The following is a 17938-nucleotide window of genomic DNA, read 5'->3' as shown; positions in this document are numbered from 1 at the left end:
TTCGGCCGCGCTCAGACCAGATGCACCTCGACGCCGGCGTCGCGGATGGGGGTGAGGGCGGCGGGGTCGGCGTCGCGGTCGATGACCAGGACGTGGATGGCGTCGATGGGGCAGATGCGGGCGAGAGCGGTGCGGTTCAGTTTGTCGGCGGTGGCGACCGCGATGACGCGGTGGGCGCGGCGGACCATTTCGGCATTGATGCCCGCCTCGTCGAGGTGGCGGCATTGGGCGCCGCCCTCGGCGGAGATCGCGCCGACGCCGAGAATCACGGTGTCCAGGCGTAATTCGGCCAGGGCCAGGGCGGCCAGGGGGCCGTGGAGTTCGTAGGACTCGCGGCGGGCCAGGCCGCCGAGGCAGATGGTGCGCAGGTGGGGGCGCAGGACCAGTTCGGCGGCGATATTGAGGGCGTTGGTGACGATGGTGAGTTCATGGTCGGTGGAGGTGGGGAGGTCGGGGCGCGCGGCCAGGGCGCGGGCCACGGCCGTGGTGGTGGTGCCGCCGTTGAGCGCCACCACTTCGGCCGGATCGATCAGGGCCGCAACGTGTTCGGCGACGCGCTGTTTGGACTCGTCGGCGCTGCCGCGGTAGCGGGCGGGGAGGTCGTAGGCGACGGCGGTGGCGACGATGCCGCCGTGGGTGCGGGTGGCCAGACCCTGGTCGGCGAGCGCGGTGAAGTCGCGCCGGATGGTGGCGGGGGACGCACCGAGGCGGGCGGCGGCCTCCTCGACCGAGAGGCGGCCCGCGTCGGCGAGCAGTTCCAGCAGGCGATTCCAGCGCCGGGAACGGTCTGCGGGAGCGGTCATTTGACGCTGCCGGCGGTCAGGCCGGCGACCAGGCGCTTCTCGATGAGCGCGAACAGAATCACGACGGGCACGATGCCGACGGTAGAGATGGCGAACACATATTGCCAAGCCACGTCGTACTGCCCGACGAACTTGGTGAGCGCCACCGACAGCGGCTGATTCTCCGGCGTGGTGAGAATGACCAGGCTGGCGGCGAATTCGTTCCAGCACGAGACGAAGGCGAACACGGTGGCGGTGACGATGCCCGGCCATACCAGCGGCAGGCTCACCCGGGTCAGGATCTGCCAGCGGTTCAGCCCGTCCAGCTGGGCGGCCTCCTCCACCTCGACCGGCACCCCGGCGAAGAAGCTGTGCAGGATCCACACCGCGAACGACAGATTGAACGCGCCGTTCACCAGGATCATGGCGAGCCAGGTGTCGTTGATACCGAGGGTGAAGAACTCGCGCAGCAGGCCGGTCACCAGCACGGTCGGCTGCAGCATCTGGGTGACCAGCACCAGACCCAGGAACAGCGTCTTGCCCGGAAACCGCCGCCGCGCGGTGTAATACGCGGCCGGAATGGCCACCACCAGCACCAGCAGCGTCCCGAACACCGAGATCACCAGGGTGCTCACCAGATTGAACGGCAGCGGCGTCTCCGGCGTGTGCCACATGGTGGCGTAGTTGTCCGGACGCCACTGCCGCGGCAGGTAGGCCGGCGGGATCCGCAGGATCTCCGAACGCGGCTCGAGCGACCCGAGCACCATGACCAGATAGGGCAGCAGGAACACCGCCGCCAGCACCGCGCCGACGGCCGTGAGCCCCCACCGGCGCCGGGTCATCGGGCTTCCTCGCCGGCAGGCCGGATCAGCTTCACATAGATCGCGATGATCACCAGGATCAGCACGAAGTTCAGCACGCTCATGGCGGCTGCCGTGGCGACCTGCTGATTCTGCCGAATCAGCTTGAAGGTCAACGTGGTCGTGGTGTCCGCCGAGAAGCCCGCGATGCTGCCGGTCAGCACCTGCAGGATCGGCAGCGAGTTGAACGAGTTGATGATGTTGATGACCGTCGCCACCGCCATGGCCGGACGCAGTTGCGGCAGTGTCAGATACAGGTACCGCTGCCAGGAGCTCGCCCCGTCGACCCGCCCCGCCTCGTCGATATCGGACGGAATCGATTGCAGCCCCGCCAGAATCGTGTAGGTCGTGAACGGCACGGACACGAACACCGCCACCCCGATGGCCACCAGGAACGCCGGCCCCGGCTGCTTGGTGAATCCGAAACCCCGATCCAGCACTCCGATATCGACCAGGAACCGGTTGGCGATCCCCACATCCGGATCCAGCATGTAGTCGAAGATGGTGGTCGTCATGACCACCGACGCCGCCCACGGCACCAGGATGGCCAGCCGCACCGCCGTCCGCCCCGGGAAGTCCTTGTTCAGGAACTGCGCCAGCCCCGCCGAGAGCACCAGCGTGATCACCACGACCGCCACCACCCACACCACGGTGTGCGCCAGGATCGCGGGCAGTTCGTCGATGGCGAACAGCCTGCGGAAGTTGGCGAATCCGGCCGGGCCGCGGTCGGTCCCGTAGGCGCTCAGGTCGCGGGTCGAGGTCCAGATCATGTACCCGGCCGGATAGGCCACCACCGCCGCGATCAGGACCAGCACAGGGCCGATCCACGGCAACGCGCGCAGCGTGGCCGTGGATCGATGGGAGGCGACGCCCCTCAACTCGCCGCCTGCTGAATCTTCTGCAGCACCGAGGCCGGGTCGCTGCCCTGCGCGATCGTGCCCATCTGCTGCCGGATGGCGCCCTGTGCGGCACCCCATTTCGGGTTGTTGCTCGGATAGAACTTCGCGACCGGCAGGGTGGCGGCGAACGCCTTGGTGACGGGATCGTCGGTGAGTGCCGCTGCACCGCTGGTGGTAATGGGGATGAAGTGCTCGCCGCTGACGAACTTGGCGTAGACGGCCGCGGAGTAGAAGTAGCTGAGGAACTTCTTGATGGCCGCGGCCTTGGTGCCGTCCTTCTTGAAGGCCATCAGGTGGTCGGCCACACCGAGGGTGGACGGGTCGCCGGTCTTGGTCGGCGAGGGTGCGGTGGCGTACTTCAGGCTCGGATTCTTGGCGGCGATCTGGCTGATGGTGGGCGGCAGCCCCTCGATCATGCCGATCTTGCCCTGGATGAACGCATTGATGACGTCGAGCCGGTTGGTGGCGCCCGGATTCGGTTCGGTCGCACCGGCGTCCGCGATGGCCTTCATGGCCCGCACGCCCTCGAGGTTCTGCGGGGTGTCGACGGTGACCTTGTCGCCGTCGGACCAGGTGCCTCCCGCGCCGAAGGTCCAGATGGAGGTCTCGCCCTGGGCCTCCTCGCTGCCCAGCGGCAGCCCGTACCCGGAGACGCCGCCGAGGGCCTGGATCTTCTTGGCGTCGTCGGTGAGCTCCGTCCACGTCCGGGGCGGTGCGCCGATGCCCGCCTTGGCGAAGAGTTCGGTGTTGTAGAACAGCGTGCGGGTGGAGGCGAAAAGTGGTAGCGCCCACTGGGTTCCGTCGATGGACGCGTTCTTGGCGAAGCCGGGCTGGATGTCGGCGATCACCGCGGGGTCGGCGACATCGGTGGCCGGGTACAGCTGGCCGTCGGTGGCGTAGGTCGAATAGGCGTCGATGTTCAGGATGTCGGGTGTGGTGCCCTTGGACTGCAGTTTGGTGCGCAGAACATCATTGATCGAATCCCAGGACTCCATCGAGAGTTTGACCTTGACGTCCGGATTGGCCTTCTGGAAATCCGCGATGATGGCGTCCCACTCGGCCTTGGTCCCGTCGCTGTAGGTCGGCGCGAGGAAGGTGAGCGTATTGGGGTCCGAGTCGTCGGATTTGCTCCCGCCGAAACCGCAGGAGGACACCGTCAGCACCAGGCCGGTCAGCAGCGCCACCGAGGAAAGTGCGCCGCGCAGTGGACGTTTCACGACAAGGGCTCCTCAATCTGCACACCCTGCGACGCGAATCGCGGATGATGAATGAAGCGAACGATTCGGTATGTCCGAATCTAACGCGAAGTCTGCTCGAATGTGATCGTTTGGCCGGGAAAATTGACAGGAACGATCACTGGGTTGATCCTGGGTACGTGCTGCCCGAGGCAAATCGAATCTCCATCCCCGCAAGCCATCCGGCCGCCGGATCCCATCTCGCGGGTGAGGTCTCAACCCAGCCCGACGACTGGGCCCGCGCCGCAGCCACCGCCGCCGCGCACCGCCACCTGCTGCCCGTTTCGGGCGAACGGGTGGCCGTACTCGGCTGCGGCACCTCGCTGTTCATGGCCCGCGCCTTCGCGGCACTGCGCGAATCCGCCGGGCAGGGGCTCACCGACGCCTGGCCGGCGGGCGATCCGCGCCTGCGCGATCTCGCGGGGATCGGCCGCGGCTACGACCGCTATCTGGTGATCTGCCGCTCCGGCACCACCACCGAGGTGCTGGACGCCATCTCCACACTGCCCGAGGAGATTCCGCGCACGGTCATCAGCTCCAGCCCCGGCACGCCGGTGCTCGAGCTGGCCGACCCCATCCTCATCGACGAGGTGGACGAGCGATCGGTGGTCCAAACCCGGTTCGCCACAACGACGCTGGCGCTGCTGCGCTGGCACCTCGGCGAGGATCTGCGCCCGGTGATCGCACAGGCCCGGGCCGTGCTCGCCGACCACGACCCCGCTGCGCTGAACAGTGTCCGCGATGCCGAGCAGATCACTTTCGTGGGAATGGATTTCGCCGCCGCGATCGCCGACGAGGCCGCGCTGAAGCTGCGCGAATCGTGCCGCTCCTGGACCGAGTCCTACCTGTCCACCGAGTACCGGCACGGCCCCATCAGCATCGCCGGACCCGGCCGCGCGGTGTGGGCGCTGGGCCCGCAGCCGCCCGGGCTCACGGACGACATCCGCGCCACCGGAGCACATGTCGAGCAGCGCGACATCGACCCCTTGGCCGAGCTGGTGCGAGTGCACCTGCTGTGCCTGCTGCGGGCCGCCGACCTGGGTTTGGACCCCGATCACCCGCGCAACCTGACGCGATCGGTCATCCTGGGCTGATGGGTGTGCCGTGATGGCTGACGCAGCAACGGATCTGGTGCTCGCCGTGGACGTCGGGGGCGGCACCACCAAGGCCGAGATCACCGATGCGGGCGGCGCTGTCCGATGCGGGGCAACCGTCGGGACACCGCGCGGCGAGGCTGCCTTCGATGCCATCGAACGGCTCGGCGGCGAGCTGCTGGCGGCCCTGCCGCCGGGCCACCGGCAGCGGGTGGCGCGGGCGGCGGTGGTCCTGCCCGGGCTGGTCGACTCCGACCGCGGCATCGCGGTGTTCAGCAGCAATCTCGGCTGGCGGAATGCGAAGGTGGGCAATCGTTTCGCCGACGGCTGGGGCCTGCCGGTGCTCATCGACCACGACGTGACCGTGGCGGGCTGGGCCGAATGGCGTTTCGGCGCGGGCCGCGGCCTCGACGATGTCTGCGTCCTGATCCTCGGCACCGGCATCAGCGGCACGCTGTCGGTGGGCGGCCGCCTGGTGCGCGCCCCCGCCGGCCGGCTCGGCCTCGCACAGGCCGGGGAATACGGCCACATCCCGGTGCGCTACCGCGACGGGCTACCCTGCCCGTGCGGCAATACCGGCTGCGTCGAGACGGTCGCGTCGGGACCGGCCATCGTCCGCGCCTACGCCGCCAGCACCGGCCGCGAAATCACTGGCGCGGAAACCGTTTTCGCCGCCGTCGACACCGATCCGCAGGCGCGGGCAGTAATCGACGATGCCATCGACGCGCTGGCCGCGGGCCTGCTGGGTGTGGTGCACGCGAGCTGCCCCGAGCTGATCGTGCTCGGCGGCGGCCTGGCCCGCGCGGGCGCGGTCCTCACCGACGGCCTGCACGCTCGGCTCGCCACCCTGCTGCGGGTGGCGCCCGTCCCCCGGGTCACACTGGGCGAGTTCGGTATTCGGGCCGGTCTGATCGGCGCGGCCCACCTGGCGCGGACGGGTGAACTGCGATGAGCGGCCGGCGCGGACTCGAATTGCGCGGCCGGGTGGTGACCCGGGCGGGGGTGCTGGAGGACGGTGTCGTCTCGATTCGAGGCGAGCGGGTGGCCACGGTGCGACCGGCCACCGAATGGGCCACGACCCACCGCGAACTGCCGCCCGAATACGCGGGCACGATCGTCCCCGGCCTGGTGGACATCCACACCCACGGCGGTTTCGGCCATCGTTTCGACACCGAGGATCCGGCGGAGGCGCGCGCGGCCGCGGCCTTCCATCACCGGCGCGGCTCGACCAGCGTGCTGGCCAGCCTGGTGACCGCGGCGCCCGACACCATGGTGGCCCAGGCCGCCGTGCTGCGGAGGCTGGCCGCCGACGGGGCCATCGCCGGTATCCACGTCGAGGGACCGTTCCTGTCCCGGACCCGCTGCGGGGCACACGATCTCGGCTGCCTCATCGATCCGGATCCCGTGCTGATCGACCGCCTGCTGCGGGCCACCGAGGGCAGCCTGCGGGTCATGACCCTGGCCCCGGAACGTGCCGGATTCGACACCGCCGCAAAACAATTGATCGACGCTGGCGTGGTGGTCGCCGTCGGCCACAGCGATTCGAGCTATGCCCGCTTCCGGGCGGCACTGAGCCCGGAGGGGTCCGCCACCCTGGTCACCCATCTCGCCAACGGCATGCCGCCGCTGCATCATCGGGCGCCCGGGCCGGTGGCGGCGGGCCTGGTCGCGGCGGCTCAGCGGCAGGCCTTCGTGGAGGTGATCGGAGACGGCGTGCACGTCGATTCCGGTTTCGGCGCACTGGTTTTCGCCACCGCCCCCGACCGTGTGGTGCTGGTCACCGACGCCATGCAGGCCGCGGGCATGCCGGACGGGCAGTACCGGCTGGGACCCCGGCCGGTCACCGTGACCGACGGTGTGGCCCGGGTGCCGGGCGGCTCGCTGGCGGGCGGCACCGCGACACTGCTGCACTGCCTGCGCTGGGCGGTCCGCGAGTGCGGCGTCCCGCTGTACGACGCCGTCGCGGCCGTCACCTCCACCCCCGCCGACGCCACCGGGCTGGATCAGGTCGGCGACCTGCGGCCGGGTCTGTACGCCGACGCCGTGGTACTCGACGACGACCTCAACCTGCGGCGGGTGCTGCGGCGGGGACGGTGGCTGGCGTGATCCTCACCGTCACCATGAATCCCGCCTACGACCTGACCTACCGGCTCGAACGCCTGGAACGCGGACGCGCCCAGCGGGTGCTCTCGGTCGAGCAGCGCCTGGGCGGCAAGGGCATCAATGTCACCCGCGTCCTGTGCCAGCTCGGAAGTTGTGTGCGGGCAACGGGATTCGCCGACCACACCTTCGCCGCGGCGGCCGCCGCCGAATTTCCCGCCGACTTCGTGCCCGCCCTGCCATGGGTCCGGCGCACCCTGGTGATCAGCGAATCCCGCGACGGCACCGCCACCGGCCTGTGGGAGCCGGGCGCGTACGTGCACGAGCCGCACGCCGTGGACCGGCTGCTGGATCGCGTCGCGTTCCTGCTGCCCGAGCTGCGCGGGCTGGTGATCTCCGGATCGCTGCCCGGCGGGGTCGACGACGCCGTGCCCGCCGACCTGGTGCGCACGGCCGTCGCGGCGGGCGTACCGGCCGTGTGCGATGTCGACGGTCCGGCGCTGAAGCTCGCGGCCGCCGTTCCCGGCGTCGTGCTCACCCCCAATCAGGATGAGCTGGAACGTCTCACCGGCGTGGTCGCCGATACCCCGCGGGCCGTGGCGGCCGCCGCCGGCTCACTGCTGGCGGCCGGTGTCCGCGCCGTCGTCGCCACCCGCGGCCCGGCCGGCGTGGTCGCGGTGACGGCGTCGGGGGCCTGGTCGGCGACACTGCCGGAACCGTTGGCCGGCAATCCGACCGGCGCGGGCGATGCGGCCGCGGCCGCGGTGATCCGCGCGCTGGCCGCCCAGAGCGAGCCGGACTGGCCTGCCCTGCTCACCGATGCCGTCGCGACTTCCGCGGCGGCCGTGGTGATCCCGGTGGCGGGCGAGATCGACCTGACGCTCCGCGACCGCCTCGCCCCCGCCGTCAGCGTCACCGCACTGATCCCGGAGTCCCACCCGTGACGCTGGTCCCGCTCGCCGAGCTGCTCGCCGCCGCCCGTCCCGGCGGGCTGGGCGCGTTCAATGTCATCACCCTGGAGCACGCGCAGGCCATCGCCGCCGCGGCCGAGTCCGCGAATCGGCCTGCGGTGCTCCAGATTTCGGAGAACACCGTCCACTACCACCGGGGCCTGAAGCCGCTCGCGCACGCCTGCCTGGACCTGGCCGCCGACAGCCCCGCCGACCTCGCGGTCCACCTGGACCACGCCACGTCTCGCGAATTGGTCACGCAGGCGGTGGAACTCGGCATCACCTCGATCATGTACGACGGCTCCGCCCTCGACTACACCGCCAATGTCGAGGCCACCGCGGCCATCACCCGCTGGTGCCACGAGCGGGGCGTGCACGTGGAGGCCGAGCTGGGCGCGATCGGCGGCAAGGACGGTGCCCACACCCCCGGTGTGCGTACCGATCCCGACGAGGCCGTCGCCTTCGTCTCGTCGACCGAGGTGGACGCGCTGGCCGTGGCGGTCGGCTCCGCCCACGCCATGCGCACCCGCGATGCCATGCTGGACACCGAGTTGATCGCCGCCCTGGCCGCGAAACTCCCGGTCCCCCTGGTACTGCACGGATCGTCGGGCGTCTCCGACGCCGGCCTGGGCGCGGCCGTCCGGCACGGCATGGCGAAGATCAATATCGCGACCCGCCTGAATATCGCACTGGCCGAATCGGTTCGGTCGACCCTCGCGACACACCCGGACCTCTCCGACCCACGCCGATATCTGGGTCCCGGCCGGACCGCGATCCAGCACGAGGTCGAGCACTACCTCTGCGTCCTGTCCCCCGGGCGGGGGATGCCGGGTCCCGCGCAGGCGTGACGATCGGCTCGCGAAACTGTCCTACGCTGCCCGGGAATCGCCACTTCGGCAGTAGGAGGCCCCTTGTTCGGCAGACGTGGATTCCTGACGGGAGCAGCGGCATCGGTGACGGCGGCGGTGGCCGCCACCACGACCGGACCGGCACCCCGGGCCCGAGCCGATGTGGACCCGGGCAAACCGAACATCCTCGTCGTCATCGTCGACGAGATGCGCGCGCCCGCCTGGTTCCCCGATCAGCAGACCCTGGATCAGCTGCTGCCCAATCTGGCCCGCATCCGGCACGGCAGCGTCTCGTTCGAGCAGCACTACACCGCCGCCAACGACTGCACTGCCTCCCGCGGCGCGCTGGTGACCGGGCTCTACAGCCATCAGACCGGCTGCATGGTGGTCTCGGAATCCACGCTCTCCCCGCGCTTCCCGACCTGGGGCTCCATGCTGCGCGAGCAGGGCTACGAGACGACCTGGTGGGGCAAATGGCATCTGGGCCACTACCCGGACCGCACGCCGGGCGCGCTGGACGCCTACGGGTTCGGCGGCGGCACCTACCCGTCGCCGAACGGCGCGCCGGGGCAGGGATTGCAGGCCGATCCGAAGATCGTCGACGACTTCGTGGACTGGTTCGAGCACGATTCCGGCGGGTCGCCGTGGTGCACCACGGTGTCACTGGTGAATCCGCACGACATCCAGTACTGGCCGCGCTGGACCCGCCGCGACCAGGCCAACCTCGACATTCCACGCTGGATGGACCAGTTGCCCGGGAATTTCGAATCGCTGGAACAGCTTTCGGCCAAGCCGCGGCTGCAGATGGCACTGGTGCAGGCGTCGGTGGTGGCGTTCGGGCTCGCACCCTACGGCACGCCCGAGGCCACCCAGGCCTGGATCGACATGCGCAACCTGTACCTATGGCTGCAGCAGCAGGTCGACGGGCAGATCGGCCGGGTCCTCGACACGCTGTACTCGCGACCGGACGTCGCCGCCAATACGGTCATCGTCTTCACCTCCGATCACGGCGATTACGCCGGATCGCACGGGCTGCACGGCAAGGGCGGCGGCGCCTACGACGAGGCGGTCCGGGTGCCGCTGTACGTGCACGACCCGCGCGGATACCTCAGCCCCACCGATTCCACCAGCGCCCGCACGCAACTCACCTCCAGCGTGGACCTCACGCCCCTACTGCTGACCATCGCCACCGGCGGCTCGGACTGGCGGGCCGGGGACCGCTACGAGCATCTGCGGGGCCGCCTGGACCTGGCTGCCCTGTGCCGCAATGCCTCCGCCGCCGGACGCCCGTGGATCGCGCACACCACCGACGAGTCCACCATCGAGGAGGCGGCGATCCTGTTCGACCACAACGCGCCCGGCCACGTGGCCATGGTGCGCACGGCCGACGCCAAGTTCGCGTCCTACTCGAAGTGGCTGGACGGCCGCATCCAGATCGACGCGTCGGCCGAGCAGGAGTTCGAGCTCTACGACTACTCCACCGAGAACGGCCGGCTGGAGCTCGACAATCAGGCGGCGACCGGAAATCCGCAGCGGGACACCATGGCACAGCTGCTGGCGCAGGCCATCGACACCGAGATCCAGCAGCCGCTGCCCGGGTACCTGAAGGACGCCCAGGAGCAGGGCATCGACGACTATGTGCAGTCCAACCGCAGCATCGCCGCGCGCGCCGAACGCCTGGGCAACTTCCTGGAGGACTTCCTCACGCCGAAGTGACGAACTCGCGCAGGGTGATCGGCGAGTGGCCGGTGAACCGCTCGATGGATTCGGTCACGCGGAAGAGCTCGTGACCGGATCCGATAGCGGCGAACATGGTCCACAGGTGGGTCAGGTGCTCGACGGCCACCGCGTCGCGGTAGACGGTCATGGCCCACTCCGACCACTCCGCCGGATCGACGTTCCGGTAGGGGACGCCGAACAGTTCGGCGGCCTCGCCGACGGTCATGATCTCGCCCGCCAACCACAGCACCGGATCCACCGGGCCCTCGGTGCGCAGCACGCCCGCCCCGACCCCCGCCACATCCGCGCCCGCGATGAGCGGCAGCACGGTGTCGGGCGAGCCGAGCGGCAGCGCCAGCTCCCCGCGGTCGCCGATGGCCACCCGCAGGTTCTCGTAGAACACCGCCGCGCGCAGGTGCACGGCGCCGATGCCGGCGGTGTCGAGCACCTGTTCGGCCACCCAGTGCCGCCGCATGTGCGGGGTGCCCGCCTGCGGATCGGAGCCGAGCTGTGAGGTCGCGACCACGCGCTGCAGCCCGGCCTGACGGCCGACGGCCGCGAGAACCGCTGTGGCGTCGATCATTCCGGCGGTCACCGGATAGGTGAAGTAGGCCCGGCGCACGCCCTGCAGGGCGGGTGTCACGGCGGTGATCTCGCGCAGATCGCCGACGACGACCTCCGCGCCCGAATCCTTCAGCTCGGCCGCACGGCCGTCATCGCTGTGCACGAAGGCACGCACCGGCAGACCCGCGCGCATCAGGGTTTCGGCGACCAGCCGGCCGGTGCCGCCCTGGCTTCCACCGGCCGCGCCGGTGACGAGAATCGGTTCCATTGCTCTGCTCCTCACGCCGTCGCCGGCAACCGTAGTTCGAAGGCCCCGCGCGCGGCGAGGCCGCTCAGGAAGTCCACGGCGTCGAAAGCCTCACCGGGACTGGCGACTCCGCTCTTCGCACCGCCCTCGGCGAGCCGCACCGCGGCTTCCACCGAGGCCAGCGCGGCCGCCGACCACAGGTCCCGGCCGGTCAGCGTCCCGGCCGCGGAGCCGCCGGGCGCGAGAACCTGTGCGGCGATCATGAATTCGCTCGCGGCGCGGGCGGCCGCGTCCACCTGCTCACTGGCGAAGGCCTGCTCCTCCTCGAACGTGCGCGAGGTCAGCTGCGCCTCCACCGCCCTGGTGCGGGTGTGCCGGGGCACCGTGACCGCTTCCGGGAACGGCACCGGCGCGATCATGGGCCGCGGCCCGACCGGCGGCGGGAACGCGAAGATCGCCTGTCGCGGTTCCACGAATCCGTACCGCTGCTCGCCGTCCTCGTAGCCGATGCGATCCGTGTCGGCGAACAGCAGCCGCGCGGTCTCCACCGCGCCATGGGTCATCATCCAGTTGGTGACGTTGTAGGCCACCGTGATCCGGTCGATGTCGGGGATCCCGCGCGCGACCGCGCCGGCCAGCAGATCACCCAGTCCCCCATAGAAACTCACGCTGGGCAGCATGGTGATACCGGCCCGCTGCGCGGGCTCGGTGAAGCTGTCGAACAGCCGCTTCACGTGATGCACCTCCACCGCGTGATCGACATAGTGGCAACCGCCCTCGACGGCGGCGGTGGCGACCGGCAGTCCGGTGGTGGCGAAGGGCCCCGCGCAGTGGATGATCACGTCGGCGGCCTCGGCCAGCGCCCGCAATGCCGCTGGATCATCCAGCGCGGCGGGCATCACCCGCGAACAGCCCAGGGCAGCCAGAGCATCCGGATCTCGCCCGGACACCACCACCTCTTTTCCCCGTGCGGCGAGATCAGCGGCGACCAGGCGACCGGTGTGACCGGTGGCCCCGTAGATGGCGAATACGGTCATGAAAGATCAACTCTTTTGACTCGACGGACAATTCGAAAATCAGTTCATGTATATAGACCGCCGCGCCGACGAAAAGTCATCGCTTATCGCCGGGGAATTTCGATTCCCGGATCCCCGCACCCCGGAGCCGGATCAGGAAAGACGCACGGGCAATCGCTTCATGCCGTGGATCACGGCATTCGGATACCACCGCAGCTCGGAGTCGTCGACGGCCAGCGTGATGTCCGGAAAGCGTTGCAGCAGCGCACTGAAGGCCACCCGGCCCTCGAGGCGGGCCAGGGGCGCACCGACACAGTAGTGGATGCCGTAGCCGAAGCCCAGGTGGGCGGTGCGGTCGGCCGTGGGGTCGACGCGGTGCGGATCACTGAAGTGGCGCGGGTCGCGATTGGCGGCGGCCAGAGCCACCAGGACCATTTCGCCCTCGGGAATGACGGTGCCGCCCACGGTGATCGGTTCGCTGGTGAAGCGCAGGGTGGCCATGTCGACCGGGCCGTCGAAGCGGAGGAATTCCTCGACGGCGGCGGGGATCAGGTCCGGGTCGTCGCGCAACCGTTCCAGCCAGGGACGGTCGCGCAGCAGGGCGAGCATGCCGTTGCCGACCAGGTTCACCGTGGTCTCGTGCCCGGCGACCAGCAGCAGCAGTGCCATGCCGATGAGCTCGCCCTCGTCGAGCTCGGCGTCGTCGGCGACCAGCGCCGAGAGCACATCCTCGCCGGGCTCGGCCCGCTTGCGCTGCAGTATCTTCCGCAGGAACGCCACCATCTCGTCGTGCGCCCGGGCCCGGTCCACGTCCGGCTCCAGGGTGCCGACGAGGGCCTTGGTCCACTCACGGAAGGTGCCGTGGTCCTCGATGTCCACATCCAGCAGGTGACAGATCACCGCCACCGGCAGCGGCACCGCGAAGGCCTGCAGGAGATCCACCTGCTCGTGCCCGGCCATGGCGTCGAGCAGGTCGTTCGCCGTCCGTTCGATGATCGGCTGCAGCGCGGCCACCCGGCGCGCGGTGAACGCCTGGGACACCGCCTTGCGCAGCCGGGTGTGGGTGGGCGGATCGGCATTGAGCATGTGCCGCAGGCCGTCGTGAGTGCGCGGCCCCGCCCAGGTCCCGGCGTACTTGCGCTCGATCACCGCTTCCAGCCGGTCGATGTCCTTGCACAGCCGCGGATCCGCCAGCGCCGCGCGCGCCTCCTCGTAGCCGATGATGAGCCAGCGGTCCACGCCGTCGCCGAAATGCACCCGGTAGACGGGGCCCTGCTCGCGCCAAAGCCGGTAGTACGCATGCGGATTGGCGAAGAAGTGCTCGCCGAGCAGCTCGGTCACCCTTCCGACGGTACGGGAAGTCAGCGCTTGGCGGCGGCGCGTTCCCGCATGCGGTTGAGGGTCAGCCGCCAGGCGGTCGTGGCCAGGTCGACCGGAAGGCGGGGTGTGGCGGCCCGTTTGGTCATCGTCAGGCGGGCCTTCCGCATGATCTCGGCGGGCGCCTTGTCCGGGTGGCCGGTGTCGAACGGCGGGTGCGGGTCGTATTCGATGTAGAGCTGGGTCATCTGCGCGACCTGCTCCCCCGCGATCCGGCCCACCAGCCACAGCCCGAGGTCGATTCCGGCGGAAACCCCGGCGGCGGTGACGATCTTGCCGCTGTGCACGATCCGGTCGTGCGGGCGCGACTCGGCCCCGAACGCCGCCAGGGCGGGCTGAGCGGCCCAGTGCGTGGTGGCGGGATGACCGCGCAGGATGTCGGCGGCGGCCAGGATCAATGCACCGGAACAGACCGAGGTGGTCCACTGCGTGTTCGGGTGCACGGCCCGCAACCAGTCGATGAGCTCGCGATTGGCCATGGCCTCGGTGGTCGCGGCCTCGGATCCACCGACCAGCACCAGATCCGGTGCGGGGGTCTCGGCGAAGGTGTGGGTCGCGCCCAGCGCCAGCACTCCGCTGTCGGAGACGATCGGGCCGACTTCATTGGAAACGAACCGCAATTCGCTGTCCGGAATCATCCGCAGCACCTCGTACGGACCGATCGCGTCGAGCACGGTCATGCCCGGGTAGAGCACGATGGCGATCTGGAATGTCATGGGACACTCCCCCTTTCAGAATGTGGTGAACCGGGCGCGGTACTCGCCCGGCGGTATGCCCAGCTGGCGGTGAAAGATTCGGTACAGGGTCTCGGGGCTCCCGAGCCCGACGGCAGCGGCGATCCGATCCATGGGCTGGTCGGTGGTCTCCAGCAGGCGCCGGGCCGCGGCCACGCGGACCTGCTCGACATAGCGGGCGGGGGTGGTCCCCGTCTCGCCGGCGAAGACGCGGGAGAAGTGCCGGATGCTCATGCCGACCCGCCCGGCCAGCGCGGACAGCGAGAGATCCGCCTCCGGATTCTCCTCCATCCAGACCTGCAGCGCCCGTAGCGAATTCCGCTTCGGCGGGTTGGCCGCGAGCGGCGCGCTGAACTGGCTCTGCCCGCCGGGGCGGTGCAGGTACACCACCATCCAGCGCGCCACCTCGCGCGCCAGGTCCGGCCCGTGGTCGGCGGCCACGATGGCCAGCGCCAGGTCGATGCCCGCGGTCACCCCGGCCGAGGTCCACATCGGCCCGTCGCGCACATAGATGCGGTCGGGTTCGGTGGTGATCGCCGGGAACTGCTCGGCCAGCAGCTCACCGCCCGCCCAGTGCGTGGTGGCGCGGCGGCCGTCCAGCAGTCCGGCCCGGGCCAGCAGGAAGGTGCCCGAGCACACCGAGCCCACCCGATCCGAGCCGCCGGCCAGCCGCCGGATGCCGGTCACCAGATCGGCGTCCCCGGCCGCGGCCCATACGGTCAGCCCGCCCACCACGAGCAGCGTGTCCAGCGGCCCGTCCCAGGTGTCGAGCCCGTGCGCCGCGGTCACCTCGATGCCGCACGAGGAACGCACCGGACCGGCCTGCGCGGCGGCCAGTTCGACCCGATAGCCCGGGGTCGCGCCGAGCGCGGCCGCCCCGGTGAACACGTCGGCGGGCCCGGCGAGATCGGTCAGCTGGAACCCGTCGAAGACCACTATCAACACCACCCGCATGCCTTCAGCCTGCGGTCTCCGCCCCGATGGCGTCAATGACACGACTCTTGCAGATCCGGCCATCCGGCACTAGCCCGGAGGTTGCCGACCGACCTGGCATGAGCTGAATCACCCCGGCCCGCTTGATATGAATGCGGGGTGGCCCGACACCTTTTCCTGTGCCCCCTGCGGTGGTCCGACATGGACGCCGACGGGCATGTGCACAATGCGGCGCACCTGCGCTACCTGGAGGAATCCCGCATCGACCTGTTCTGGACGCGGGGTTTCGGCGGCGCCAATGTGGTCGCGCAGATGGACATCGACTATCTGACGCCGCTGCGCTACCGCCAGCAGCCGGTGCGGGTGGAGACCTGGGTGACCAAGATCGGCACCTCGTCGTTCGCGCTGCAGCAGGAGATCCGGGACGAGGACGTGGTGTACTCCACGGCCGTGTGCACCATGGTCGCCTTCGACCAGACCGCCCAGAGGTCGCGCCCGCTGCCCGAGGATCAGCGCCACCTGCTGAAGGATCTGGAAGCCTGATGCACACCTACGACATCCAGCTGCGCCGCACCGACATCGACGCGCAGCAGCACCTCAACAATGTGGTGTTCGCCCAGTACCTGGACGAGGCCCGCTCGGATCTGCTGGGCCGCTACGAGTCTCTGGCGGGTAGCCACGAGTCTCTGCCGGGTAGCCACGAATCCGGCAGCGCCCGGTGGCGGGTGGTGGTCGCGGGCCAGCGCCTGTCCTATCGCATGCCGCTGCTCTTCCGGGCCGCGCCGGTCAGCGTCACCTCGGTCGTGAAACGCATCGGCACCACCTCGTTCACCCTGGCCCACGAGGTCCGCGACGCCGAATACCTGTATCTCTCCGCCACTTCCACGCTGGTCGCCATCGACGACGGCGCGCCACGCCCGCTGACACGCGGAGAACGCGAATATCTGATGACCTTGGCGGCCCCGCACGCTTAGACTTGTTCGTATCGCCTGGTCAGCGTTGCAAGGGGTACATCATGGCCAAGATGACCATTGTCGAGTTGCTCGACGTTTTCAAAGGTATGACGCTGCTGGAGCTTTCGGAGTTCCTGAAGGCGTTCGAGGAAGAGTTCGGTGTCACCGCCGCGCCGCCCGTGGCCGTCCAGGCCGTGGCGGATGCGCCGCCGGCCGAGGCGGCGGACGAGCAGAGCGAATTCGACCTCGTCCTGGAATCCTTCGGGGACAAGAAGATTCAGGTCATCAAGGCCATGCGGGAGATCATTCCCGGCCTCGGCCTCAAGGAGGCCAAGGACCTGGTCGAGGCGGCCCCCAAGGCGGTCCTGGAGAAGGTCGACAAGGATGCCGCCGAGGCGGCCCGGATCAGACTCGAGGCCGCCGGAGCCCGCGCCGCTCTCCGCTGATCAATACGGTTCTGCGCTGATCAGTCCTCTGCGCGGCGCCCTGGTGGCGTGCCGGTGCACCCGCCGATACGAGCGCGGCCCCGGCGGGACACCGGGGCCACACTCGCCGACGCGACTACCCTTGCGCGCCACCGGGTTCGAAGCCGGGCGGCAGATAGCGTCGGCGCTCCTCCTGCATTCGCTCGACCTCCTCGGCGCTCAAGGCGGCGAATGCGGCCTCACGGCGCTGGAACAGCTCGGCGCGCTGCTCCTCGGTGAGCTCCCGCACGCGGGCCTCGCGCTGCCGGGCGAGCCGGGTGAATTCCTCCAGTGTCATGGGCTGATTCATGGCCACCATCTCCTCGATCAATCGCAGGAACTCCAGTGCCGACGGCTCGGCCACGCGGTCGAGGCCGTCGCGCACACCGAGCAGGCGGGCGCGCAGACGCAGGGCCTGTGCGATCCGGCGGTCGAGCACCTCGAGCTGCTGGCGGACCAGGTCGCGGGGATCCTGATCCGGGGTGTCGGCGAGCACGCCCGCGATCTCCTCGAGCGTGAACCCGAAGTCCCGTAACGCGATCACGCGATGCAGCCGCCGCACGTCCGCCTCGCCGTAGCAGCGATGCCCGCCACCGGTGCGCGAGGACGCCGTCACCAGCCCGAGCCGGTCGTAGTGATGCAGCGTGCGCACAGTCACCCCGATCTCCCGGGCCAATTCCCCGACTCGCCAGGTCCGCTCGCCCATCGCGCCTCCCTTTCGGTGTGCTCCACCCACGCTAAAACCTGACGTTACGTCGGTTTCAAGCGTGAGCCCGATCACAAGCCCCCGGGCGCGAACTGATACGTTTCGGCTATGACAGCCGATGATGTGGCGACGGGCCGCGAGCTGTCGCCGTCGACGGCGCCGATCGCCGCGCCGTTCCTGCACCGGATTCCGGTTACACCCGCCTGCACCTACGCGCAGAACAGTGAAAAAGCCCGCCGCCCCGGATGATTCGGGACGGCGGGCGTGGTACGTGACTCTGCGTCAGCCGGCTCAGCGAGTGCTGTGGGCGCCGAGCGAGGCACTGAAGATCGCGGCGCGAGCCCGGGTGGACCGCAGATTGGCCCGTTCCTGAGCGGTGAGCGCCGAGCGAGAACGCTCTGCGAGGACCGAGAGCACGGTCAGCGGGTTACGAGAGAAGTTGATGAAAGCCATGACA

General features: G+C 69.8%; 21 protein-coding genes. 10 read left to right on the top strand and 11 right to left on the bottom strand.

Features of this window, described 5'->3' with window-relative positions:
- Window positions 1-11 precede the first annotated feature (11 nt).
- From ACQP1O_RS06825 to ACQP1O_RS06810, 4 genes are read right to left on the bottom strand one after another with little or no spacing between them, the layout of a single operon-like run.
- Window positions 12-803, bottom strand: a complete 792-nt coding sequence (locus tag ACQP1O_RS06825; RefSeq protein ID WP_433565020.1) for a DeoR/GlpR family DNA-binding transcription regulator — start codon at window positions 801-803, stop codon at window positions 12-14.
- Complete coding sequence (locus tag ACQP1O_RS06820; protein WP_433565019.1) at window positions 800-1624, bottom strand: carbohydrate ABC transporter permease; 825 nt, start codon at window positions 1622-1624, stop codon at window positions 800-802. Before ACQP1O_RS06820 ends, ACQP1O_RS06825 begins: the two co-directional genes overlap by 4 nt.
- On the bottom strand, window positions 1621-2520 hold the full coding sequence (locus ACQP1O_RS06815; protein ID WP_433565018.1) for a carbohydrate ABC transporter permease: 900 nt from the start codon (window positions 2518-2520) through the stop codon (window positions 1621-1623). Before ACQP1O_RS06815 ends, ACQP1O_RS06820 begins: the two co-directional genes overlap by 4 nt.
- Complete coding sequence (locus ACQP1O_RS06810) at window positions 2517-3758, bottom strand: extracellular solute-binding protein (RefSeq protein ID WP_433565017.1); 1242 nt, start codon at window positions 3756-3758, stop codon at window positions 2517-2519. The genes ACQP1O_RS06815 and ACQP1O_RS06810 overlap by 4 nt, the downstream gene beginning before the upstream one ends.
- A 158-nt stretch (window positions 3759-3916) precedes the next feature.
- Here ACQP1O_RS06810 and ACQP1O_RS06805 point away from each other — a divergent pair, with 158 nt between their 5' ends.
- The 6 genes from ACQP1O_RS06805 to ACQP1O_RS06780 all read left to right on the top strand — a co-directional run bounded on the left by ACQP1O_RS06805 (window position 3917) and on the right by ACQP1O_RS06780 (window position 10484).
- A complete protein-coding gene (locus ACQP1O_RS06805; RefSeq protein WP_433565016.1) occupies window positions 3917-4870 on the top strand; it encodes an SIS domain-containing protein in 954 nt (317 codons plus the stop codon).
- 13 nt (window positions 4871-4883) lie between these two features.
- Window positions 4884-5822 carry an ROK family protein gene (locus ACQP1O_RS06800; RefSeq protein WP_433565015.1) on the top strand — a complete coding sequence of 313 codons (939 nt, stop codon included), beginning with the start codon at window positions 4884-4886 and terminating at the stop codon, window positions 5820-5822.
- Window positions 5819-6976, top strand: coding sequence for an N-acetylglucosamine-6-phosphate deacetylase (locus ACQP1O_RS06795; protein ID WP_433565014.1), 1158 nt, complete (start codon window positions 5819-5821; stop codon window positions 6974-6976). The genes ACQP1O_RS06800 and ACQP1O_RS06795 overlap by 4 nt, the downstream gene beginning before the upstream one ends.
- Complete coding sequence (locus tag ACQP1O_RS06790) at window positions 6973-7914, top strand: hexose kinase (RefSeq protein WP_433565013.1); 942 nt, start codon at window positions 6973-6975, stop codon at window positions 7912-7914. The genes ACQP1O_RS06795 and ACQP1O_RS06790 overlap by 4 nt, the downstream gene beginning before the upstream one ends.
- Complete coding sequence (locus ACQP1O_RS06785) at window positions 7911-8768, top strand: class II fructose-bisphosphate aldolase (protein ID WP_433565012.1); 858 nt, start codon at window positions 7911-7913, stop codon at window positions 8766-8768. The genes ACQP1O_RS06790 and ACQP1O_RS06785 overlap by 4 nt, the downstream gene beginning before the upstream one ends.
- A 63-nt stretch (window positions 8769-8831) precedes the next feature.
- Window positions 8832-10484: a sulfatase-like hydrolase/transferase gene (locus ACQP1O_RS06780; RefSeq protein WP_433565011.1), complete on the top strand. Its 1653-nt coding sequence runs from the start codon at window positions 8832-8834 to the stop codon at window positions 10482-10484.
- On the opposite strand, the gene ACQP1O_RS06775 is transcribed toward ACQP1O_RS06780, so the two are convergent.
- The 5 genes from ACQP1O_RS06775 to ACQP1O_RS06755 all read right to left on the bottom strand — a co-directional run bounded on the left by ACQP1O_RS06775 (window position 10471) and on the right by ACQP1O_RS06755 (window position 15379).
- The gene (locus tag ACQP1O_RS06775) at window positions 10471-11319 is read right to left on the bottom strand and encodes an NAD(P)H-binding protein (protein ID WP_433565010.1); all 849 of its coding nucleotides are present in this window, start codon (window positions 11317-11319) and stop codon (window positions 10471-10473) included. The two genes, ACQP1O_RS06780 and ACQP1O_RS06775, sit on opposite strands and share 14 nt — an antisense overlap.
- Before the next feature lie 11 nt (window positions 11320-11330).
- Window positions 11331-12335 carry a saccharopine dehydrogenase NADP-binding domain-containing protein gene (locus tag ACQP1O_RS06770; protein WP_433565009.1) on the bottom strand — a complete coding sequence of 335 codons (1005 nt, stop codon included), beginning with the start codon at window positions 12333-12335 and terminating at the stop codon, window positions 11331-11333.
- A gap of 132 nt (window positions 12336-12467) precedes the next feature.
- Window positions 12468-13655, bottom strand: a complete 1188-nt coding sequence (locus ACQP1O_RS06765; protein WP_433565008.1) for a cytochrome P450 family protein — start codon at window positions 13653-13655, stop codon at window positions 12468-12470.
- Window positions 13656-13675: 20 nt separating this feature from the next.
- The gene (locus tag ACQP1O_RS06760) at window positions 13676-14407 is read right to left on the bottom strand and encodes a DJ-1/PfpI family protein (RefSeq protein ID WP_433565007.1); all 732 of its coding nucleotides are present in this window, start codon (window positions 14405-14407) and stop codon (window positions 13676-13678) included.
- A gap of 15 nt (window positions 14408-14422) precedes the next feature.
- On the bottom strand, window positions 14423-15379 hold the full coding sequence (locus ACQP1O_RS06755) for a GlxA family transcriptional regulator (RefSeq protein WP_433565006.1): 957 nt from the start codon (window positions 15377-15379) through the stop codon (window positions 14423-14425).
- A gap of 138 nt (window positions 15380-15517) precedes the next feature.
- Here ACQP1O_RS06755 and ACQP1O_RS06750 point away from each other — a divergent pair, with 138 nt between their 5' ends.
- From ACQP1O_RS06750 to rplL, 3 genes are read left to right on the top strand one after another with little or no spacing between them, the layout of a single operon-like run.
- Window positions 15518-15901: an acyl-CoA thioesterase gene (locus ACQP1O_RS06750; protein WP_433565005.1), complete on the top strand. Its 384-nt coding sequence runs from the start codon at window positions 15518-15520 to the stop codon at window positions 15899-15901.
- Window positions 15901-16332, top strand: coding sequence for an acyl-CoA thioesterase (locus tag ACQP1O_RS06745; RefSeq protein ID WP_433565004.1), 432 nt, complete (start codon window positions 15901-15903; stop codon window positions 16330-16332). The genes ACQP1O_RS06750 and ACQP1O_RS06745 overlap by 1 nt, the downstream gene beginning before the upstream one ends.
- 41 nt (window positions 16333-16373) lie before the next feature.
- Window positions 16374-16757: a 50S ribosomal protein L7/L12 gene (gene rplL, locus ACQP1O_RS06740; RefSeq protein ID WP_357001394.1), complete on the top strand. Its 384-nt coding sequence runs from the start codon at window positions 16374-16376 to the stop codon at window positions 16755-16757.
- 115 nt (window positions 16758-16872) lie between these two features.
- Here rplL and ACQP1O_RS06735 read toward each other — a convergent pair whose 3' ends face one another.
- Entirely contained in the window at window positions 16873-17481 is a 609-nt protein-coding gene (locus tag ACQP1O_RS06735) for a MerR family transcriptional regulator (RefSeq protein ID WP_433565003.1), read from the bottom strand.
- A gap of 108 nt (window positions 17482-17589) precedes the next feature.
- Here ACQP1O_RS06735 and ACQP1O_RS06730 point away from each other — a divergent pair, with 108 nt between their 5' ends.
- Window positions 17590-17730 carry a hypothetical protein gene (locus tag ACQP1O_RS06730; RefSeq protein WP_433565002.1) on the top strand — a complete coding sequence of 47 codons (141 nt, stop codon included), beginning with the start codon at window positions 17590-17592 and terminating at the stop codon, window positions 17728-17730.
- 42 nt (window positions 17731-17772) lie between these two features.
- Here ACQP1O_RS06730 and ACQP1O_RS06725 read toward each other — a convergent pair whose 3' ends face one another.
- Window positions 17773-17934, bottom strand: a complete 162-nt coding sequence (locus ACQP1O_RS06725; protein WP_433565001.1) for a hypothetical protein — start codon at window positions 17932-17934, stop codon at window positions 17773-17775.
- Window positions 17935-17938 lie beyond the last annotated feature (4 nt).

It is taken from the genome of Nocardia sp. CA-151230 (assembly GCF_050942175.1).
Classification (GTDB): domain Bacteria; phylum Actinomycetota; class Actinomycetes; order Mycobacteriales; family Mycobacteriaceae; genus Nocardia.
Note: the sequence above shows the minus strand (reverse complement) of the source record. Positions and strands in the feature narration are given on the sequence as shown.